Here is an 18,554-nt window from a genome sequence, read left to right on the forward strand (position 1 = left end):
GGGATCCGGCGGGGAAACGGCCGCACGACGGTCCGGGGAAGCCCGACGAACGTTGATCGCTAATTGCTAGGGTGCGGCCATGCTCGTCGCCGCCGCTGTATGCCCCTGCCCGCCCCTGCTGGTCCCCGACGTGGCCACTGGGGCCGCGTCCGAGCTGGACGGCCTGCGGGCCGCCTGCCTGGACGCGGTGGCCGTGCTGGCGGCCGCCCGGCCCGACCGGCTCGTCGTCGTGGGCCCCGCCCCGCACGCCGGTGACGGCGCCTACCCGCCAGGTTCCCCCGGATCCTTCCGCGGCCTGGGAGTGGACCTCGACGTGCGGCTCGGCGCGGGGGACCCCGCCGGCGAGCGCGCGCTCCCGCAGTCCCTGGCCGTAGCCGCCTGGCTGCTGGAGCGCACGAAGTGGGCCGCCGCACCGGTCGAGGGCCTGGGCGTCGGGGCGGCGCTCGACAGCGAGCGGTGCCTGGCGACCGGCCGGGAACTGGCCGCCACGCCTCAGCGGACCGCACTTCTCGTGATGGGCGACGGCAGCGCCTGCCGCACGGTCAAGGCGCCGGGATACCTGGACGAGCGGGCCGAGCCCTTCGACGCGGAGGCGGCAAGGGCCCTGGGAGCCGCCGACACGGCCGCCCTGGCCGCCCTGGACCCCGGGCTCGCCCGCGAGCTCCAGGCGGCCGGACGCGCCCCCTGGCAGGTCCTGGCGGGCGCGGCGGAGGGCGCCGGACTGAGCGGGGCCCTGCTGTACGACGAGGCCCCCTACGGCGTGGGCTACCTCGTGGCCGCCTGGTCGTGACCCGCCGCCGGTCGTGAGCCACACACGGCGACGGCCGTGGAGCGCGCTCCACGGCCGTCGCCGACTGAGGTGATGACGAGGATCAGGAGGCCCCGGGGCCCTTCCCGCCGGCCGGGCCCCCGGACTTGCCGTCCTGCTCGGCCAGGCGGCCCAGGGCGTCCTTGGCCTTGCCCGTACCGGTCTGGATCTGGCTGCTGTACTTGCCCTTGGTCTTCTCGTCGACCACCTTGGCGGCCTTCTCGAGCCCCTGCTCGATCTTGTCCCCGTGCTGCTGCGCGAGATCGCCGGCCTTGTCCTTCAACGGGCCGAGCTTGGCCTTGAGATTGTCCAGCAGACCCATGGTGGCCGCCCCTCGTCTTTCCTCGCCGAACTACTTGCGGGCGCCTTCACCGGCCTCGCTGTCGGCCGCCTTCTCCGCCGACTGCTGCTTCGGGATCTCCACCCCGTCGGCCGCCTCCTCCGCGGCCTCCTCGGCCTCGGTCTCGGCCGCCGCCTCCGGCTGCGCCTCGGCCGTCCCGGCGGCGTCGGTGGATTCCGCCGTCGGAGTGGCAGCCGCGGCCTCTTCCGTTGACGCCGAGGACTTCGACGACGACCTGCCGAGAAGCCTTGCAAACACGCCCATATCTACTCCATTACCTTACTGGTGTGAGCGAAATCCCGCGTCGTCAGGGGCGTCCCATGGCGCCGCTCACGCACGCCGGTCCGCGAACCGGCTCTCGGAACCTCGCAACAGGCAACGAACCCGCCTGCGTCGCGTCACGTCGCTCGTTCGTGGGGTGCTCCCGAGGTTTGGGAGACTGAAGCGGTGAGAAACGCAGCTCCCGCACCCCGGGTCATCGCCGTCGTCGGTCCCACGGCGGCAGGCAAGTCCGATCTCGGCGTCGCCCTCGCCCAGCACCTGGGCGGCGAGGTCGTCAACGCCGACTCCATGCAGCTCTACCGCGGCATGGACATCGGCACGGCCAAACTGACCATGGAGGAGCGGCAGGGCGTGCCGCACCACCTGCTCGACATCTGGGACGTCACCGAGGCCGCCAGCGTCGCCGAGTACCAGCGACTGGCCCGGGCCCACATCGACCGGCTGCTCGCCGAGGGGCGCACGCCGATCCTCGTCGGGGGATCCGGCCTCTACGTCAAGGGCACCATCGACGCCATGGACTTCCCCGGCACCGACCCGGCCGTCCGGGCCCGGCTGGAGGCCGAGCTCGAGGAGCTCGGCCCCGGCGCCCTCCACTCCCGGCTGGCCGCCGCCGACCCGGCCGCCGCCCGCGCGATCCTCCCCGGCAACGGCCGCCGCATCGTGCGCGCCCTGGAGGTCATCGAGCTCACCGGCCGCCCCTTCACGGCGAACCTGCCCGGCGAGGAGCCCGTCTACGACGCCCTGCAGATCGGCGTGGACGTCGAGCGCCCCGAACTCGACGAACGGATCACCGTCCGGGTGGACCGGATGTGGGAGGCCGGGCTCGTCGACGAGGTGCGCGCCCTGGAGCGCGAGGGCCTGCGCGAGGGGCGCACGGCCTCACGCGCACTCGGCTATCAGCAGGTGCTCGCCTTCCTGGCGGGGGAGTGCACCGAGGACGAGGCCCGCACCGAGACCGTCCGCGCCACCAAGCGCTTCGCGCGCCGGCAGGACTCGTGGTTCCGGCGGGATTCCCGCGTCCACTGGCTGAGCGGCGCGGTCGAGCGACGGGCGGAACTTCCCGAGCGAGCGCTGGCGTTGGTCGAACGGGCTATTACAGCCTGATCACGTGATGGCATCGGGACGCTCCGCACGCCATGGGGAGCGCGTCCGACGTGCCATCATCAAGCTTCGATCGAGCCGTGGAGTCCGAGTTGGGAGGGCGCGTGGCGATGGAGGCCGGCCCTCGCGACAGACCGCATCAGCCGCAGCCCTGGGGCGACCTCCCGGCGGTGGCCGGGGGAGAGCCGGACGTGCTCACCCCGGACGGCCCCGACGACACCGAGGGGACGACGGCGGACGCGACGGCGCCCGAGTCGTTCCGCGAGCTGCGCCCGCCGCGCAGGCTGAGGCTGTGGCAGCTCGCGCCCATCGTCGTGCTCGCCGCCGTCGGCTCGCTGATGTTCGCCTTCCCGCTCGCCTTCGAGTTCGGCGACGGCGGACCCCTCGTCGCCGTACTCGGCCTGCTCATCAGCTGCTGCGCCGCCGGCTGGGGCGTGATGGCGGCCCGGCGCGTGGGCTACACCTGGCCCGGCCTGCCGCCGCGCGGCTCCGGGCGGCGCCCGGACTGGCGGTACGTGGCCGCGTACACGGCCGTCGTCGCCGTGGTGGTCCTCCTCGCCGTCCTGCGCGTGGCGCGACTGCGCTGACCGGCGCGGGGACCGGCGGAGGGCCCCCGCGCGAGGCCCCGTACCATCGAAGCGTGAGCACCGCGCAGATCGCCTTCCTCAAGGGTCACGGCACCGAGAACGACTTCGTGATCATTCCCGACCACGACGGGCGCCTGGAGCTGTCCCCGACCGCGGTCGCGCTCCTGTGCGACCGGCGTGCGGGCATAGGCGCGGACGGCGTGCTCCGGGTCGTGCGCTCCGCCGCCCACCCCGAGGCGCGGGCGATGGCCGACGAGGCCGAGTGGTTCATGGACTACCGCAACAGCGACGGCAGCGTCGCCGAGATGTGCGGCAACGGCGTCCGGGTGTTCGCGCGCTACCTCCAGGCGGCGGGCCTCGCCGAGGCGGGCGACCTCGCGATCGCCACCCGCGCGGGCGTCCGGCACGCCCACATCGCCAAGGCGGGCCCCGACGGCGAGCCCGGCGGGATCACCGTCGCCATGGGCCGGGCCGAGCTCCCCGAGGGCGAGGTCACCGTCACCGTCGGTGAGCGCGACTGGCCCGCGCGGAACGTCAACATGGGCAACCCCCACGCCGTCTCCTTCGTCGACGACCTCGCCGACGCCGGGAACCTGTTCACCGCCCCCGCCGTCGCCCCGGCCGCCACCTACCCGGACGGCGTCAACGTGGAGTTCGTCGTCGACCGCGGCCCCCGCCACGTCGCCATGCGGGTCCACGAGCGGGGCTCGGGCGAGACGCGCTCGTGCGGCACGGGCGCCTGCGCCGTGATGGTCGCGACGGCCCGCCGCGACGGCGCCGACCCGGCCGTCCTGGGCCACCCCGTCACCTACACCGTGGACGTCCCCGGCGGACGCCTGGTGATCAGCGAGACCCCGGACGGCACCGTCGAGATGACCGGCCCCGCCGTGATCGTCGCGGAAGGCGTCTTCGACGCCTCCCGCTTCGCCGTCACGGTCTGACGCCCGCTCGGGCGCTCCACCGTTTCGCACGGGCGCGCCACTGTTCGCCGTGGGGCCCGTGTCATGCCTCGACTCCCTCGAATGGGTGATCCGTTTCACTCTGGGCGAGAGCGGGTGAGCGGTGCGTGATGGGCTCGGTAGCATCAAGCACCGGCCTGGAGGCGTGAGCCGACCGCCGGTCGACGCTGCCGGAGGTGCCCATGGGCGCAGAGGTCACGAACACCGGTGCTCCCGGCCGCAGGCGCGGCCGCCGCATCGACCTGAGACGGCTGGGACGCGCGGCGCTCAGCGGCTCCGGCGCCCGCGGTCGGCTCCCCGACGCCATCGACCACGTCGCCAAGGTCCACCGCGCCCACCACCCCGGCGCCGACCTGGACATCCTCCACCGGGCCTACGTCCTCGCCGAGTCCTCCCACCGCGGCCAGACGCGCAAGAGCGGCGAGCCCTACATCACCCACCCCCTGGCCGTCACCCTGATCCTGGCCGAACTGGGCGCCGAGACCACGACCTTGACGGCGTCCCTCCTCCACGACACGGTCGAGGACACCGAGGTGACCCTCGATCAGGTGGGGGAGGCCTTCGGTGAGGAGGTGCGCTTCCTCGTCGACGGCGTCACCAAGCTGGAGAAGGTCGACTACGGCGCCGCCGCCGAGCCCGAGACCTTCCGCAAGATGCTCGTCGCCACCGGCAACGACGTCCGGGTCATGTCCATCAAGCTCGCCGACCGCCTCCACAACATGCGCACCCTCGGCGTCATGCGCCCCGAGAAACAGGCGCGCATCGCCAAGGTCACCCGCGACGTGCTGATCCCGCTCGCCGAGCGACTGGGCGTCCAGGCCCTCAAGACCGAGCTGGAGGACCTGGTCTTCGCCATCCTCCACCCCGACGAATACGCCCGCACCCGCGACCTCGTCCTCGCCCACGCCGGCCGCCCCGACCCCCTGGAGGCCACCGCCGCACGGGTGCGCGCCATCCTGCGGGAGGCGGACATCACCGCCGAAGTCCTCGTCCGCCGCCGCCATTTCGTCTCCGTGCACCGAGTGCGGATCAAGCGCGGCGGGCTCACCGGATCCGACCTGGGCAGACTGCTCGTCCTGGTCGCCGAGGACGCGGACTGTTACGGCGTTCTCGGCGAGCTGCACACCTGCTTCACGCCGTTCATCTCCGAGTTCAAGGACTTCATCGCCGCCCCCAAGTTCAACCTCTACCAGTCGCTGCACACGGCCGTCGCCGGCGAGGACGGCCAGGCGGCCGAAGTCCTCATCCGCACCCACCGGATGCACCGGGTCGCCGAGGCCGGCGTCGTCGCCCTCGGCAACCCCTACGCGGCCCCCGACGCCCCCGACGCGCCGGACGGCGAGCGCGTCGACCCCACCCGCCCCGGCTGGCTCTCCCGCCTCCTGGAATGGCAGCGCGCCACCCCCGACCCCGACACCTTCTGGACGTCCCTGCGCGACGATCTCGCCCAGGACCGCGAGGTCACGGTCTTCCGGGCCGACGGCGGCACCATCGGCCTCCCGGCGGGCTCCAGCTGCGTCGACGCGGCCTACGCCCAGTACGGCGACGGGGCGCACCACTGCATCGGCGCCCGGGTCAACGGCAGGCTGGCCGCCCTCGGCACCGTGCTGCGCGACGGCGACACCCTCCATCTGCTGATGTCCCCGGACAGCGCCTCCGGCCCCTCGCCCGAGTGGCGCGAACACGCGCGCACGCCGGCGGCCCGGATCGCCATCGACCGCTGGCTGGCCGCCCACCCGGCTCCCGAACCGGCCGCCGACGGTCCGCCCGCCGCACCGCCCGCCCCCGGCCCGCCCCGGTCCGCTCCCCGGGCCGCCTCCCCCGCGCGCGGCCCGGTCGCCGTCGTCACCGGAGCGGCGGGCGAGGGCGAGCGAGCGGCCGTGAGCGTACGGCTGGCGGGCTGTTGCACCCCCGTCCCCCCGGACGAGGTCACCGGCTTCGCGGTGCGCGGCGGCACGGTGACGGTGCACCGCGCGCCCTGCCCCGTGGTCGACCGGATGGTCACCTCGGGGCGGCAGCCGGTGGAGGTGCGCTGGCTCAGCCCGGACGGGACGGGCGGCGGGGACTACCGCGTGACCCTCCGGGCGGAGTCGTTCAGCAGACCGCATCTGCTCGCCGACCTCACCGAGGCCATCGCGGCCGAAGGGGTCGCCGTCATCTCGGCCGCCGTCGAACCGCCGTACGAGCAGCGGGTGCGGCACACCTACACCCTCCAGCTGGCCGACCCGGGCCGGCTGCCGGAGTTGATGCGGGCGATGCGCCGGGTCCCGGGGGTCTACGACGTCGAGCGGGCGGGCCGGGCGCTGACGGCCCCGCTGTAGCCGCGCTTCCGCCGGCCGGGAAGCATGCCCATCAGTCGTCCGATACGACACTCGTACCAGCATCCAAGACGCTCGTAAGGGTGGGCCGACGCCGCGCCGCCACCGGCGTGCGGGCGCGCGCTGGTAGCGGTGGAGCATGTCGCACTCACCCGCCCCCGGGGAGCGTTCCCCGCAGCGCCGGCGCTTCCCGCGCCGCCGGGCCGCCCTCCTCGCGGCCGCGGCGGTCCTGGTCCTGGGCGCCGCCGCGCCGCCGACCCCCGAGGCCCGGGGGATCGGCGACCGGCTCTTCCCCCACCTGGGCAACCCCGGCTACGACATCGCGGCCTACGACATCTCGCTCGTCTACCACGCCAACAACCAGCCGCTGGACGCCGTGACCCGGTTCGTCGCCCGGTCCACCGCGCAGCTCGACGCCTTCAACATGGACTTCACCCACGGCGCGATCGCCTCGGTGGAGGTCAACGGCGCGCCCGCCCAGTTCACCCCCGCCGGCGAGGACGTGGTCGTCACCCCCACCGATCCGGTGTCCTCCGGCAGCTCGTTCACCGTCACCGTCCACCACACCAGCGATCCGCGCGGCGAGGGCGAGGGCGGCTGGGTGCCCACCAGCGACGGCCTCGTCATGGCCAACCAGGCCGACGCCGCGCACCGGGTCTTCCCCGGCAACGACCACCCCTCCGACAAGGCGCTGTTCACCTTCCGCGTGACCGCCCCGAAAGAGCTGACCGTGGTCGCCAACGGGCTGCCCGCCGGACAGACCACCGAGGGGGCGAACACCACCTGGACCTACCGCACCCTCCACCCCATGGCCACCGAACTCGCCCAGGTCGCCATCGGCCGCTCCACCGTGCCCCAGCGCGGCGGCCCGCGCGGGCTGAAGCTCCGGGACGTGGTGCCGGCCGCCGACCAGAAGGCCCTGGAGAGCTGGACCGCCAGGACGCCGGACCAGATCGCGTGGATGGAGAAGCGGGTCGGGAACTACCCTTTCGAGACCTACGGCGTGCTCATCGCCGACGCCTCGACCGGCTTCGAGCTGGAGACGCAGACCCTCTCCCTCTTCGAGCGCGATGTGTTCACCAAGGCGGGCTTCCCCGAGTGGTACGTGGAGTCGATCATGGTCCACGAGCTCGCCCACCAGTGGTTCGGCGACAGCGTGAGCCCCCGCGTCTGGTCCGACCTCTGGCTCAACGAAGGCCACGCCACCTGGTACGAATCGCTCTACGCGGAGGAGCGCAAGGGCCGGAAGCTGGTCGACCGGATGCGCGTCGCCTATCAGCTCTCCGACCAGATGCGCGCCGACGGAGGCCCCCCGGCGGCGATCAAGGCCCCCGTGCCCGGCAAGAAGATCAGCATCTTCCGGCCCGTCTGCTACGACGGCAGCGCCCTGGTGCTCTACGCCCTCCGCCAGCGGATCGGGACGGCGGCCTTCGACCGCCTGGAGCGCGAGTGGGTGCGCCGCTACCACGACTCCACCGCCACCACCGCCGACTTCGTCGCCCTCGCCTCCGAGGTCTCCGGCCAGGACCAGGCCCGGTTCCTCCAGCCCTGGCTGTACGGGCGGACGACCCCGCCCATGCCGGGGCACCCCGACTGGAAGACGACCCCGCCGAAACCCGCGTGACGCCCCGGCGGCGGCATGGGAACATCGACGGGTCGGCGAGGCGGCCGCCCCCGGGAATCTCCGGAGGACGCCGGACGTTGTCGATGCCGTGAGCCCTCGCCAACGAGGGCGCCGCACAGTCGTCAATCAAGCAAAGGATCAAATGACCTCCTCTTCTTCCCTTCCCCAGGACCGGCAGGACCGGCAGAGCCTCCCGGAGAGCCTTCGGGCCGACGCCCTGATGGAAGAGGACGTCGCCTGGAGCCACGAGATCGACGGGGAGCGCGACGGCGAGCAGTACGACCGTTCCGAGCGCGCCGCGCTCCGCCGTGTCGCCGGGCTCTCCACCGAGCTCGAGGACGTCACCGAGGTCGAGTACCGGCAGCTGCGCCTGGAGCGCGTCGTGCTGGTCGGCGTCTGGACGTCCGGCACGGTCCAGGACGCCGACAACTCCCTCGCGGAGCTCGCCGCCCTCGCCGAGACGGCCGGCGCTCAGGTCCTCGACGGCGTCATCCAGCGCCGCGACAAGCCGGACCCGGCCACCTACATCGGCTCGGGCAAGGCCCAGGAGCTCCGGGACATCGTCCTGGAGACCGGCGCCGACACCGTCGTCTGCGACGGTGAGCTCAGCCCCGGCCAGCTCATCCACCTCGAGGACGTCGTCAAGGTCAAGGTCGTCGACCGCACCGCCCTGATCCTCGACATCTTCGCCCAGCACGCCAAGTCCCGCGAGGGCAAGGCCCAGGTCTCCCTGGCCCAGATGCAGTACATGCTGCCCAGGCTGCGCGGCTGGGGCCAGTCGCTGTCCCGGCAGATGGGTGGTGGCGGCTCCGGCTCCTCCGGCGGCGGCATGGCCACTCGTGGCCCCGGTGAGACCAAGATCGAGACGGACCGGCGGCGGATCCGCGAGAAGATGGCGAAGATGCGCCGGGAGATCGCGGAGATGAAGACCGGCCGCGACGTCAAGCGCCAGGAGCGCCGGCGGAACAAGATCCCGTCGGTGGCCATCGCGGGCTACACCAACGCCGGCAAGTCCTCGCTGCTCAACCGCCTCACCGGCGCGGGCGTGCTGGTGGAGAACTCCCTGTTCGCCACCCTGGACCCGACCGTCCGCCGGGCCGAGACGCCCTCGGGCCGGATCTACACCCTCGCCGACACCGTCGGCTTCGTCCGGCACCTGCCGCACCACCTCGTCGAGGCGTTCCGCTCCACCATGGAGGAGGTCGGCGACTCCGACCTGATCCTCCACGTGGTCGACGGCTCGCACCCGGCGCCGGACGAGCAGCTGGCCGCCGTGCGCGAGGTGATCCGGGACGTCGGCGCGGTCGACGTGCCCGAGATCGTGGTGATCAACAAGGCGGACGCGGCCGATCCGCTGGTCCTCCAGCGACTGCTCCGCATCGAGAAGCACTCGATCGCGGTGTCGGCGCGGACCGGCGAGGGCATCGCGGAGCTGCTGGCGCTGATCGACTCCGAGCTGCCGCGGCCCGCCGTGGAGATCGAGGCGCTCGTGCCGTACACCCATGGCTCGCTGATCGCCCGGGTGCACAAGGACGGCGAGGTGATCTCCGAGGAGCACACCCCGGAGGGCACCCTGATCAAGGCCCGGGTCCACGAGGAGCTCGCCGCCGAGCTCCAGCGGTTCGTACCGGCCGCCCGGCACTGACCCCGCCGACACGAAGGCCCGCCCCGACATCGGTCGGGGCGGGCCTTCGCTCATTGCCGCCTACTACCGCTCGCTACTGCTTGTTGGCGAACTTCTGGCTCAGCGCGTCGTAGACGCCCTTGGCCTCCGGGCCCAGACGCGGACCCGCCAGCCAGGTGCTGTTGGCCGGGCCGATCGACGTGTTGGAGATCAGCACCGGCTTGCCGTCCGGACCGTTGGCGAACCAGCCGCCACCCGACGAACCGCCCGTCATCGTGCAGCCGATGCGGTACATCGTGGGCTGCGACGACTCGATGGTCAGGCGGCCCGGCTTGTCCACGCAGTCGTACATCTTCTGCCCGTCGAAGGGCGGCGCGGCCGGGTAGCCCCAGGCCCCCATGCTGCTGATGGACTTCACCTGCGGGGTGCTGAAGTCGACGGTGAGGGCGTTGCCGACCGTCTCCTCCAAGGACTTCCCGTTGCCGTTCTCGGACTTCACATGGAGCACGGAGAAGTCGTACGGAGCGCCCGCGCCACCGGTCTCGGCGCCCTGAGTGATCCACTGCGTCGACGTCTGCGCCCAGTCCGCCCACCACAGGCCGTACGGGGCGACGTCCTGCACCGGAGCGCTGTTGACCTGCGCGCCCGGGAGGCCCTTGTCGTTGTAGGACGGCACGAACGCGATGTTCCGGTACCAGCCGCCCTTCTGGCCGGCGTGGACGCAGTGGCCGGCGGTCCACACCAGGTTGGACTTGCCGGGGTGCGCCGGGTCCTTGACGACCGTGCCCGAGCAGACCATGTGGCCCTCGGGGCTGTCGAAGAAGACCTTGCCCACCGGGGCCGCGTTGTTGTGGTACGGCAGACCGACGGCCTTGGCGGTGACCGGACGCGGCTCCGGGTCGGTGACGCCCTGGTCGCTCGCCCCGCCGCCCGGCACGGTGCCGGGGGCGCCCTGGGTGGCCAGCGTCTTGTCGCTGGAGTGGGCGTCCTTCATCGTGTCGGGCTTCCAGTGGCCCTTGATGATGGGGTTGACGAAGTCGCGGGCCTCACGCAGCCACTGGTCCTTGTCCCAGTTCTTCCAGGCGCCGTCCTGCCACTTCTTCTTCCACTTCTCCAGGTCCTGGGCGGGAATGCCCTTGGGCAGGCTGGGGAAGTCGTCGCCCTTCTGGCTCGCGGCCGCGCTGGGCTTGGTGTCGCCCGCGGCCTTGTCGTCGGACGGGCCGCACGCGGTGGCCGTCAGCGCCAGGGCGGCGGTGAGGGCGGCCGCGGCCAGAACTGGCCGCCTTGTCGATGGCATGGAGTGGGCTCCCCCTGTGATCTGTGCGTATCGGGTGGTTCATGTCCGCTATGTGCACGGCATGGCGTGAACTTGTCATGCCCCGTCCCGGCGAGGGGCGGGGCCCCCACTATGCCGGTGCCGAGGGAGACGGACACGGGCGGGTCCTCGGTTCCGGAACGAAGGATCTTGCGATCGGACCGTGATCCGCAGCTCGCGGCGTCGTTGGTACGTACGGGGGACGACCGACCACCGTTCAGCGGGCAGAAGGAGGTAACCGAGCCATGGCCCCGACCCGACTATCGCCGCCCGCACCGCCCTTGACACGCTGGCCCGGCCGCGCGGGCACGCCGCGGCGACAGCCGGCCCGCGAGCCCTCGGCCCGGACGTACGCCCGGTCGCTGCCCGTCGTACCCGTGCGCGCCCGGGGCCTGACCATCGAGGGCGCCGACGGCCGTCGCTATCTCGACTGCCTCTCGGGCGGTGGCGCCCTCGCGCTCGGCCACAATCACCCGGCCGTGTTGGAGGCCATCCGCGCCGTGCTCGACTCCGGCGCGCCGCTCCAGGTCCCGGACCTGGCCACGCCCGTCCAGGAGGCCTTCGCGGACGAGCTGTTCGCGACCCTCCCGCGCGGACTGGCCGACTCGGCCCGGATCCGGTTCAGCGGCCCCGCCGTCACCGACGCCCTGGCGGACGCCTTCCGCCTCGTCCGCGCCGCGACCGGCCGCACCGGGCTCCTCGCCCTCGGGGGCGACGAGTTCGTCTTGCCGGGCGGCCCGGACGCCGCGGGAGCAGCGGTGGGGTTTCCGTTCGGCGGAGTCGGCACAGGGAGCGCTCGCGCGCCGGGGCATCCGTTTGCCGACGTCTGCAGGGGAAACCTCGGCGCGGAGGGTTGTTCGCCCGGGCTTCCGCCCGGGCCGGCCCTCGGCGGCACCGGGAGCACCGGCACGGACGGACGCCCGATCGGTGAGGTCCACCGCCGCGCCCCGCTTCCCGCCGGGCTCGTCGTCGAGCCCGTCCTGGGCGACGGAGTGGTGCTGGTGCCGGACGAGCGGCTGCGCTGGATCCGCGATGTCACCGCGGCGCGGGCCGTGCCGCTCATCGCCGACGAGACGTGGACGGGGGCAGGCCGCACGGGCGCCTTCTGGGCCGTCGAGCACAGCGGCGTCGTCCCCGACGTCATGGTCCTGTCCAGGGCCATCGGCGGCAGCCTCCCGCTCGCCGTCATCGTCCACCGCGACGACCTCGACGCCCGGCCGAGCCGGCAAGGCCCGGCCGCCGCCTTCCAGGGCAATCAGCTCGCCATGGCCGCGGGCACGGCGACCCTGCGCCACATCCGGCAGAACGGACTGGACCGCCGCGCGGCCGCCCTCGGCACCCGGATGCTCGAACGGCTGCGGCGGCTCGCGCGGGAGCACGCGTGCGTCGCGGACGTACGCGGCAAAGGCCTGATGATCGGCATCGAGATCACCGATCCCGAGGCCGATCCCCAAGCTGGCCCAGAGGCCACGGCGCTCGCCGAGACCGTCCGGCGGGAGTGCCTGCGCCGCGGCCTGATCGTCGGGCTGAGCGACCGCCGCCTCCCGGTGATCCGTCTGCTCCCGCCCCTCACCCTCACCGACGAGCAGGCCGAGGCCGTCCTCGACCGGCTGTCCGACGCCGTCGCCGCGGCCTCCCGCACCGTCCGCCGGCTCCCCACCCCCTAGACCGCCGCACCAGACCGCCGAAGGAGGAAGGCGCCGCAGTCCGGCCGGAACGCCGTGACCTGTACGCCGCACCCCGCATGAACGCGTCCCTCCCCACCGATGCCTCCACCGTCGGCCAGGCCCTGACCCCGGCGCTGCCGCGCCCGCACGGCAGGACCGGCGAGCACGACCATCCCGGCGGGCGCGGCGCCCGCGCCGAACTGCCCGCCGCCGGACCGCACGGGGTCGCCGAGCCCCTCGACGACCCCGACCCGCGAGCCGCCGCGGACGCCGCCGCCGTGGAGAACCTGCTGCGCTGCTGGGTGCGCGAGAACGGCGTCGAGCGCCCCCACGGCGACATCCTCTACCTGCCGCTCAACGCCAGCGGCATCCCGCTGAGCGTGCCGGTGCACTACTGGTCCGCCACCGGCTGGCACCGCTTCGGACGCGTCACGCTGACCGGCGGCCCCGACGACGCCCCCGCCTTCGACGCCGTCACCCTGGCGGCCCTCCTCGGCCGGGAAGCAGCCCACCGCGCCGCGCAGTCCGGCCGTCCCCCTACCGACGACGGCGGGGAACTGGTCGCCCGCGTCGCCGACTCGGCACGCCGCACGGCCGTGTTCCTCGCCGACCGGCGCGAGCGGCCCGCCGACCCCGCCGCGGGCGAACTCTTCCTCTACGGCGAACAGGCCCTGCTCCTCGGACACCCCCTGCACCCCGCGCCCAAGAGCCGCGAGGGACTCTCGGACGCCGAGGCAGCGCCCTTCTCGCCCGAGCTGCGCGGCAGCTTCCCGCTGCACTGGTTCGCCGTCGACCGTTCCGTGCTCGCCACCGACTCGGCCTGGACCGAGCGCGGCCGCCCCGTCGACGCCACCGCCCTCGCCGCCCGCCTCGCCGGACCGGACCTGGAGCGCGAACTGCCGCCTGGAACCGTCCCCCTGCCGGCGCACCCCTGGCAGGCCCGCGACATCCGCCACCGCCCGGAGTTCGCCCAGCTCTTCGACGCCGGGCTGCTGCGCGACCTCGGTCCGCGGGGCGTGCCCTGGTACCCCACGTCGTCGCTGCGGACCGTGCACCGGCCCGGCGCCCCCGCGATGCTCAAGCTCTCCGTCGGCCTGCGCGTCACCAACTCCCGCCGCGAGAACCTCCGCAAGGAGCTGCGGCGCGGCGTCGAGGTGCACCGGCTGCTGCGCGGCGGCCTCGCGGAGCGCTGGCGGACGGCCTGCGTCGGCGGGCACGGCTTCGACATCGTCCGCGACCCGGCCTGGATCGGCGTCGACGCACCGGACGGCACCCCGCTGCGCGGGCTCGACACCGTCATCCGGCACAACCCCTTCGGCCCCGGCGACGACGCCGTGTGCCTCGCCGGGCTCGTCTCGCCCCGGCCGTGGCCCGGCCGGCAGGGCGCCACCGGCAGGCCCGCCACCCACTCCCGGCTCGCCGACACCGTCGCCCGGCTCGCCTACCGCACGGGCCGGCCCGCCGGAGCCGTCGCCACGGAATGGTTCCTGCGCTACCTCGAGGCGATCGTCCGGCCCGTCCTGTGGCTCGACGGCGAAGCGGGCATCGCCCTGGAGGCCCACCAGCAGAACACCCTCGTCCTGCTGGACGCGGACGGCTGGCCCGTCGGCGGGCGCTACCGCGACAACCAGGGCTACTACTTCCGCGAGTCCCATCGCGCCGCGCTCGAACAGCGGCTCGCGGGCATCGGGCGGGAGAGCGACACCTTCGTTTCGGACGCGGTCGCCGACGAACGGTTCCTCTACTACCTCGGCGTCAACAACGTCCTCGGCCTGATCGGCGCGTTCGGCTCCCAGCGCCTCGCCGACGAGCACGTCCTGCTCGCCGCGCTCCGCCGCTTCCTCAAGGAAGCCGCGTCCGGCGCCTCCCCGGTCCGCTCCGCCCTGCCCCGGCGTCTCCTCGAGGAGCCCGTGCTGCGCTGCAAGGCCAACATGCTGACCAGGCTGCACGGTCTCGACGAGCTCTCCGGACCCGTGGACTCCCAGTCGGTCTACGTCACCATCGCCAACCCCCTGGCCACGGCGGCGGGGTGAGCCACGGATGAACGCCGATACCAACGCCGGGACGAACGCCGGGACGAACCCGCTCAGCGACACCCTCGACCTCCGGCTGACCGACGAACTCATCGAGCTCATCACCGCCGAGCACGCCGTCCACGACCTCACCGGAACCGCCGACGCCCGCCACCACGCCCACGGGACCGGACGGCCCGGATTCCCCGGTGGCCCCGGCGACTTCCTGGACGGTCTCGCCGACTGGGGGCCGGTGGGCACCGACGCGGGGCCGTTCCAGCTCGTCCCGGTACGGATCGAGCGCGACCTCCGGCTGGTCACGCAGTGGATGAACGATCCCGCTGTCGCGGCGTTCTGGGAGCTGTCCGGCCCCGGCGCCGCCACCGTCGACCACCTCCGGGCCCAGCTCGACGGCGACGGGCGCAGCGTGCCCTGCCTCGGCGTGCTCTCCGGGATCCCGATGAGCTACTGGGAGGTCTACCGGGCCGATCTCGACCCGGTCGCCCGCCACTACCCGGCCCGGCCGCACGACACCGGGATCCACTTCCTCATCGGCAAGGTCGCCGACCGGGGCCGGGGCCTCGGCACGCTCCTCCTGCGGACCGTCGCCGACCTGGTCCTGGACCACCGCCCCTCCTGCGACCGCGTCATCGGGGAACCGGACCTGCGCAACACCCCGTCGACGGCCGCGTTCCTCGGCGCGGGCTTCCGGCTGAGCGGCGAGGTGGAGCTGCCGGGCAAACGCGCGGCGCTGATGATCCGCGACAGGGCGCTGCGTGGCGTCCTGTGACGATCACGACGTCGCGCGAGGGGCGTGCCCGGGGCCTGTCGCGAGCCTCCCGGTTGGTCAGGGCGGTCCGGGGCGGCCCGTTATCCGGTCCTGGTCGGCCCGTTTGTACGGCCTGGCCCGGAAAGGCCCGGGACGGACATCGGCCTGCGATGTCAGTGCCGCACCGTAGGCTGAACAGGCTATGACTGCCACCTCCTCGCCCTCCGTCACCGACCTGTTGCACGCCGCCGTCTCCGCCGTCGGCGGCAGTGAGCGGCTCGGCCAGGTCACCATGGCCGAAGCCGTCGCCGCGGCCATCGACGACGGTTCCCACCTGCTCGTCCAGGCGGGCACCGGCACCGGTAAGTCGCTCGGCTACCTCGTGCCGGCCCTCGCCCACGGCGAGCGCGTCGTCGTCGCGACGGCGACGCTCGCGCTCCAGCGCCAGCTCGTCGAGCGCGATCTGCCGAGGACGGTCGACGCGCTGCATCCGCAGCTGCGCCGCCGCCCCCAGTTCGCGATGCTCAAGGGCCGCAGCAACTACCTGTGCCTCCACCGGCTGCACGAGGGCGTCCCGCAGGACGAGGAGGAGGGGCTCTTCGACCCCCTTGAGTCGGCCGCGCCCACCAGCAAGCTCGGCAAGGACCTGCTCCGCCTGCGCGACTGGGCGGACGAGACCGAGAGCGGCGACCGGGACGATCTGACGCCCGGCGTCTCCGACCGCGCCTGGGCCCAGGTGTCCGTCACCTCCCGCGAGTGTGTGGGCGCCTCGAAGTGCGCCTACGGTGCCGAGTGCTTCGCCGAGGCGGCCCGGGAGCGGGCCAAGCTCGCCGACGTGGTGGTCACCAATCACGCGCTGCTCGCCATCGACGCGATCGAGGGCGCCCCGGTCCTCCCCGGCCATGAGGTCCTGATCGTGGACGAGGCCCATGAGCTGGTCTCGCGGGTCACCGGCGTCGCGACCGGTGAGCTCACCCCCGGCCAGGTCAACCGGGCCGTCCGGCGGGCCGCCAAGCTCGTCGACGAGAAGGCGGCGGACGCCCTCCAGACCGCCGCGGAGAGCTTCGAGCGGCTGATGGAGCTCGCCCTGCCCGGCCGGCTGGAGGAGATCCCCGAGGACCTCGACCACTGTCTGATGGCCCTGCGCGACGCAGCGCGCACGGTGATCTCGTCGATCGGCAACACCCGCGACAAGTCCGTCCAGGACGAGGACGCGGTCCGCAAGCAGGCCCTGGCCTCCGTGGAGAACGTCCACGCGGTCGCCGAGCGCATCGTGGCGCGCTCCGATTACGACGTCGTCTGGTACGAGCGGCACGACCGCTTCGGCGCCTCGCTGCGGGTGGCGCCCCTGTCGGTGTCGGGACTGCTGAGGGAGAAGCTCTTCAGCGAGCGGTCCGTGGTGCTGACGTCGGCCACGCTCAAGCTCGGCGGCGACTTCAACGGTGTGGGTGCTTCCCTGGGCCTCGCCCCCGAGGGCGTCGAGGGGGATGACCTCCCGTCGTGGAAGGGCGTCGACGTCGGCTCGCCGTTCGACTATCCGAAGCAGGGCATCCTCTATGTCGCCCGGCACCTGGCCCAGCCGGGCCGCGAGGGCAACCGGACGGACATGCTCGACGAGCTGGCCGAGCTGGTGGAGGCGGCCGGAGGCCGCACCCTGGGGCTGTTCTCCTCGATGCGGGCCGCCCAGGCGGCCGCCGAGGCGCTCCGGGGACGGCTCGACATGCCGATCCTGCTCCAGGGCGAGGACACGCTGGGCGAGCTGATCAAGAACTTCGCGGGGGACACGCGGACGTGTCTGTTCGGCACGCTGTCGCTGTGGCAGGGCGTCGACGTGCCGGGGCCGAGCTGCCAGCTCGTGGTCATGGACCGCGTGCCCTTCCCCCGCCCCGACGATCCGCTGATGAGCGCCCGGCAGCGGGCCGTGGAGGACGCCGGGGGCAATGGCTTCATGTCCGTGGCCGCGACGCACGCCGCACTGCTGATGGCGCAGGGCGCGGGCCGGCTCGTCCGGGCGTCGGGTGACCGCGGCGTGGTCGCGGTGCTCGACCCCAGGCTGGCGACGGCCCGCTACGGCTCCTTCCTGCGGGCCTCGATGCCGGACTTCTGGTACACCACGGACCGTAATCAGGTGCGCCGTTCCCTGTCCGCCATCGACGCGGCGGCCAAGGCGGAGGGTAAATAAGGAAAGACGCGCGACATGGTGAGCGCGTAAAGGCGTAATGCGTAAACGCGACGCGTAAACACAATGGATAAACGCATTGCGTCGACGCATAAAGAAGAGCCCCGGAACCGGCGCAGTTGGTTCCGGGGCCCCGTCTTTCGGCGGGTGTGTCAGACCCGCCGCAATACGGCCACGACCTTGCCCAGAATGGTGGCCTCGTCGCCGGGGATGGGCTGGTAAGCGGCATTGTGCGGGAGCAGCCAGACGTGGCCGTCCTCGCGCTTGAAGCGCTTGACCGTGGCCTCTCCGTCGAGCATCGCGGCCACGATGTCGCCGTTCTCCGCCACGGGCTGGCGGCGGACCGTCACCCAGTCGCCGTCGCAGATGGCTGCCTCGATCATGGAATCGCCGACGACCTTGAGGACGAACAGCTCTCCGTCGCCGACCAGCTGCCGGGGGAGGGGGAAGACGTCCTCCACCGACTCCTCGGCCAGGATCGGGCCACCGGCGGCGATACGGCCCACCAGCGGGACGTACGAGGCCGCGGGCTTGCCGGTGGTGTCGGTGGGCTGGGTGCTCGGCTGGTCCGAGCCGCGCACCTCGTAGGCGCGGGGGCGGTGCGGGTCACGGCGGAGGAAGCCCTTGCGCTCCAGGGCCATGAGCTGATGGGCGACCGAGGAGGTGCTGGAGAGCCCCACCGCCTGGCCGATCTCGCGCATGGATGGTGGGTATCCGCGGCGCTGGACTGAGTCCCGGATGACCTCGATCACACGGCGCTGCCGGTCGGTGAGCCCGGAGCTGTCCGCCCGGATGCCCGGGGGCCGTCCTGGGAGCGAGCGGGGCGGCTTCTGCCCCTCGGCGTTCATGGCTGCGTCATTCATCGGGTGTGCCTGGTCGAGTCGGTTCTGGGAGCGGTCCTGGGCGGTGATGGTGGCGCTGTCTGCGGTGGTGGTCACGTCGGCCCCTCTCGAGATGTTCTCCCTAGCT

The 18,554-nt window shown here is 73.2% G+C and carries 15 protein-coding genes; 11 read left to right on the forward strand and 4 right to left on the reverse strand.

Features of this window, described 5'->3' with window-relative positions; genetic code table 11:
* Positions 1-79: 79 nt before the first annotated feature.
* Positions 80-790 carry a class III extradiol dioxygenase subunit B-like domain-containing protein gene (locus tag EKH77_RS24170; RefSeq protein ID WP_126916405.1) on the forward strand — a complete coding sequence of 237 codons (711 nt, stop codon included), beginning with the start codon at positions 80-82 and terminating at the stop codon, positions 788-790.
* Between the two features lie 82 nt (positions 791-872).
* Here the strand turns inward: EKH77_RS24170 and EKH77_RS24175 are convergent, their stop codons facing one another.
* A complete protein-coding gene (locus EKH77_RS24175; protein WP_126916406.1) occupies positions 873-1,130 on the reverse strand; it encodes an antitoxin in 258 nt (85 codons plus the stop codon).
* A gap of 30 nt (positions 1,131-1,160) precedes the next feature.
* Entirely contained in the window at positions 1,161-1,412 is a 252-nt protein-coding gene (locus tag EKH77_RS24180) for a hypothetical protein (protein ID WP_126916407.1), read from the reverse strand.
* Positions 1,413-1,595: 183 nt separating this feature from the next.
* Here EKH77_RS24180 and miaA point away from each other — a divergent pair, with 183 nt between their 5' ends.
* From miaA to hflX, 6 genes are all read left to right on the forward strand, one after another.
* A complete protein-coding gene (gene miaA, locus EKH77_RS24185) occupies positions 1,596-2,534 on the forward strand; it encodes a tRNA (adenosine(37)-N6)-dimethylallyltransferase MiaA (protein ID WP_126916408.1) in 939 nt (312 codons plus the stop codon).
* A gap of 107 nt (positions 2,535-2,641) precedes the next feature.
* Positions 2,642-3,118, forward strand: a complete 477-nt coding sequence (locus EKH77_RS24190) for a hypothetical protein (protein ID WP_206280047.1) — start codon at positions 2,642-2,644, stop codon at positions 3,116-3,118.
* Between the two features lie 53 nt (positions 3,119-3,171).
* Positions 3,172-4,059, forward strand: a complete 888-nt coding sequence (gene dapF, locus EKH77_RS24195; protein WP_126916409.1) for a diaminopimelate epimerase — start codon at positions 3,172-3,174, stop codon at positions 4,057-4,059.
* A 200-nt stretch (positions 4,060-4,259) separates the two neighbouring features.
* The gene (locus EKH77_RS24200; RefSeq protein ID WP_126916410.1) at positions 4,260-6,398 is read left to right on the forward strand and encodes a RelA/SpoT family protein; all 2,139 of its coding nucleotides are present in this window, start codon (positions 4,260-4,262) and stop codon (positions 6,396-6,398) included.
* A 136-nt stretch (positions 6,399-6,534) separates the two neighbouring features.
* Complete coding sequence (locus EKH77_RS24205) at positions 6,535-8,019, forward strand: M1 family metallopeptidase (protein ID WP_126916411.1); 1,485 nt, start codon at positions 6,535-6,537, stop codon at positions 8,017-8,019.
* A gap of 142 nt (positions 8,020-8,161) precedes the next feature.
* Positions 8,162-9,664, forward strand: a complete 1,503-nt coding sequence (gene hflX, locus EKH77_RS24210; protein ID WP_126916412.1) for a GTPase HflX — start codon at positions 8,162-8,164, stop codon at positions 9,662-9,664.
* A 73-nt stretch (positions 9,665-9,737) separates the two neighbouring features.
* Here hflX and EKH77_RS24215 read toward each other — a convergent pair whose 3' ends face one another.
* A complete protein-coding gene (locus tag EKH77_RS24215) occupies positions 9,738-10,940 on the reverse strand; it encodes a trypsin-like serine peptidase (protein ID WP_126916413.1) in 1,203 nt (400 codons plus the stop codon).
* Between the two features lie 263 nt (positions 10,941-11,203).
* Between EKH77_RS24215 and EKH77_RS24220 the strand changes: the two genes are divergently transcribed.
* From EKH77_RS24220 to EKH77_RS24235, 4 genes are all read left to right on the forward strand, one after another.
* Positions 11,204-12,625, forward strand: a complete 1,422-nt coding sequence (locus EKH77_RS24220) for an aminotransferase class III-fold pyridoxal phosphate-dependent enzyme (protein ID WP_126916414.1) — start codon at positions 11,204-11,206, stop codon at positions 12,623-12,625.
* Positions 12,626-12,702: 77 nt separating this feature from the next.
* Positions 12,703-14,658 (forward strand): IucA/IucC family protein, encoded by a 1,956-nt coding sequence (locus tag EKH77_RS24225; protein WP_126916415.1) that lies wholly within the window; start codon positions 12,703-12,705, stop codon positions 14,656-14,658.
* 7 nt (positions 14,659-14,665) lie between these two features.
* The gene (locus EKH77_RS24230) at positions 14,666-15,427 is read left to right on the forward strand and encodes a GNAT family N-acetyltransferase (protein ID WP_126916416.1); all 762 of its coding nucleotides are present in this window, start codon (positions 14,666-14,668) and stop codon (positions 15,425-15,427) included.
* Between the two features lie 181 nt (positions 15,428-15,608).
* Positions 15,609-17,588, forward strand: a complete 1,980-nt coding sequence (locus tag EKH77_RS24235) for an ATP-dependent DNA helicase (protein WP_126916417.1) — start codon at positions 15,609-15,611, stop codon at positions 17,586-17,588.
* Positions 17,589-17,737: 149 nt separating this feature from the next.
* On the opposite strand, the gene lexA is transcribed toward EKH77_RS24235, so the two are convergent.
* Positions 17,738-18,523 (reverse strand): transcriptional repressor LexA, encoded by a 786-nt coding sequence (lexA, locus tag EKH77_RS24240; protein WP_126916418.1) that lies wholly within the window; start codon positions 18,521-18,523, stop codon positions 17,738-17,740.
* Positions 18,524-18,554 lie beyond the last annotated feature (31 nt).

The organism is Streptomyces luteoverticillatus (assembly GCF_003970715.1).
Taxonomy (GTDB): domain Bacteria; phylum Actinomycetota; class Actinomycetes; order Streptomycetales; family Streptomycetaceae; genus Streptomyces; species Streptomyces abikoensis.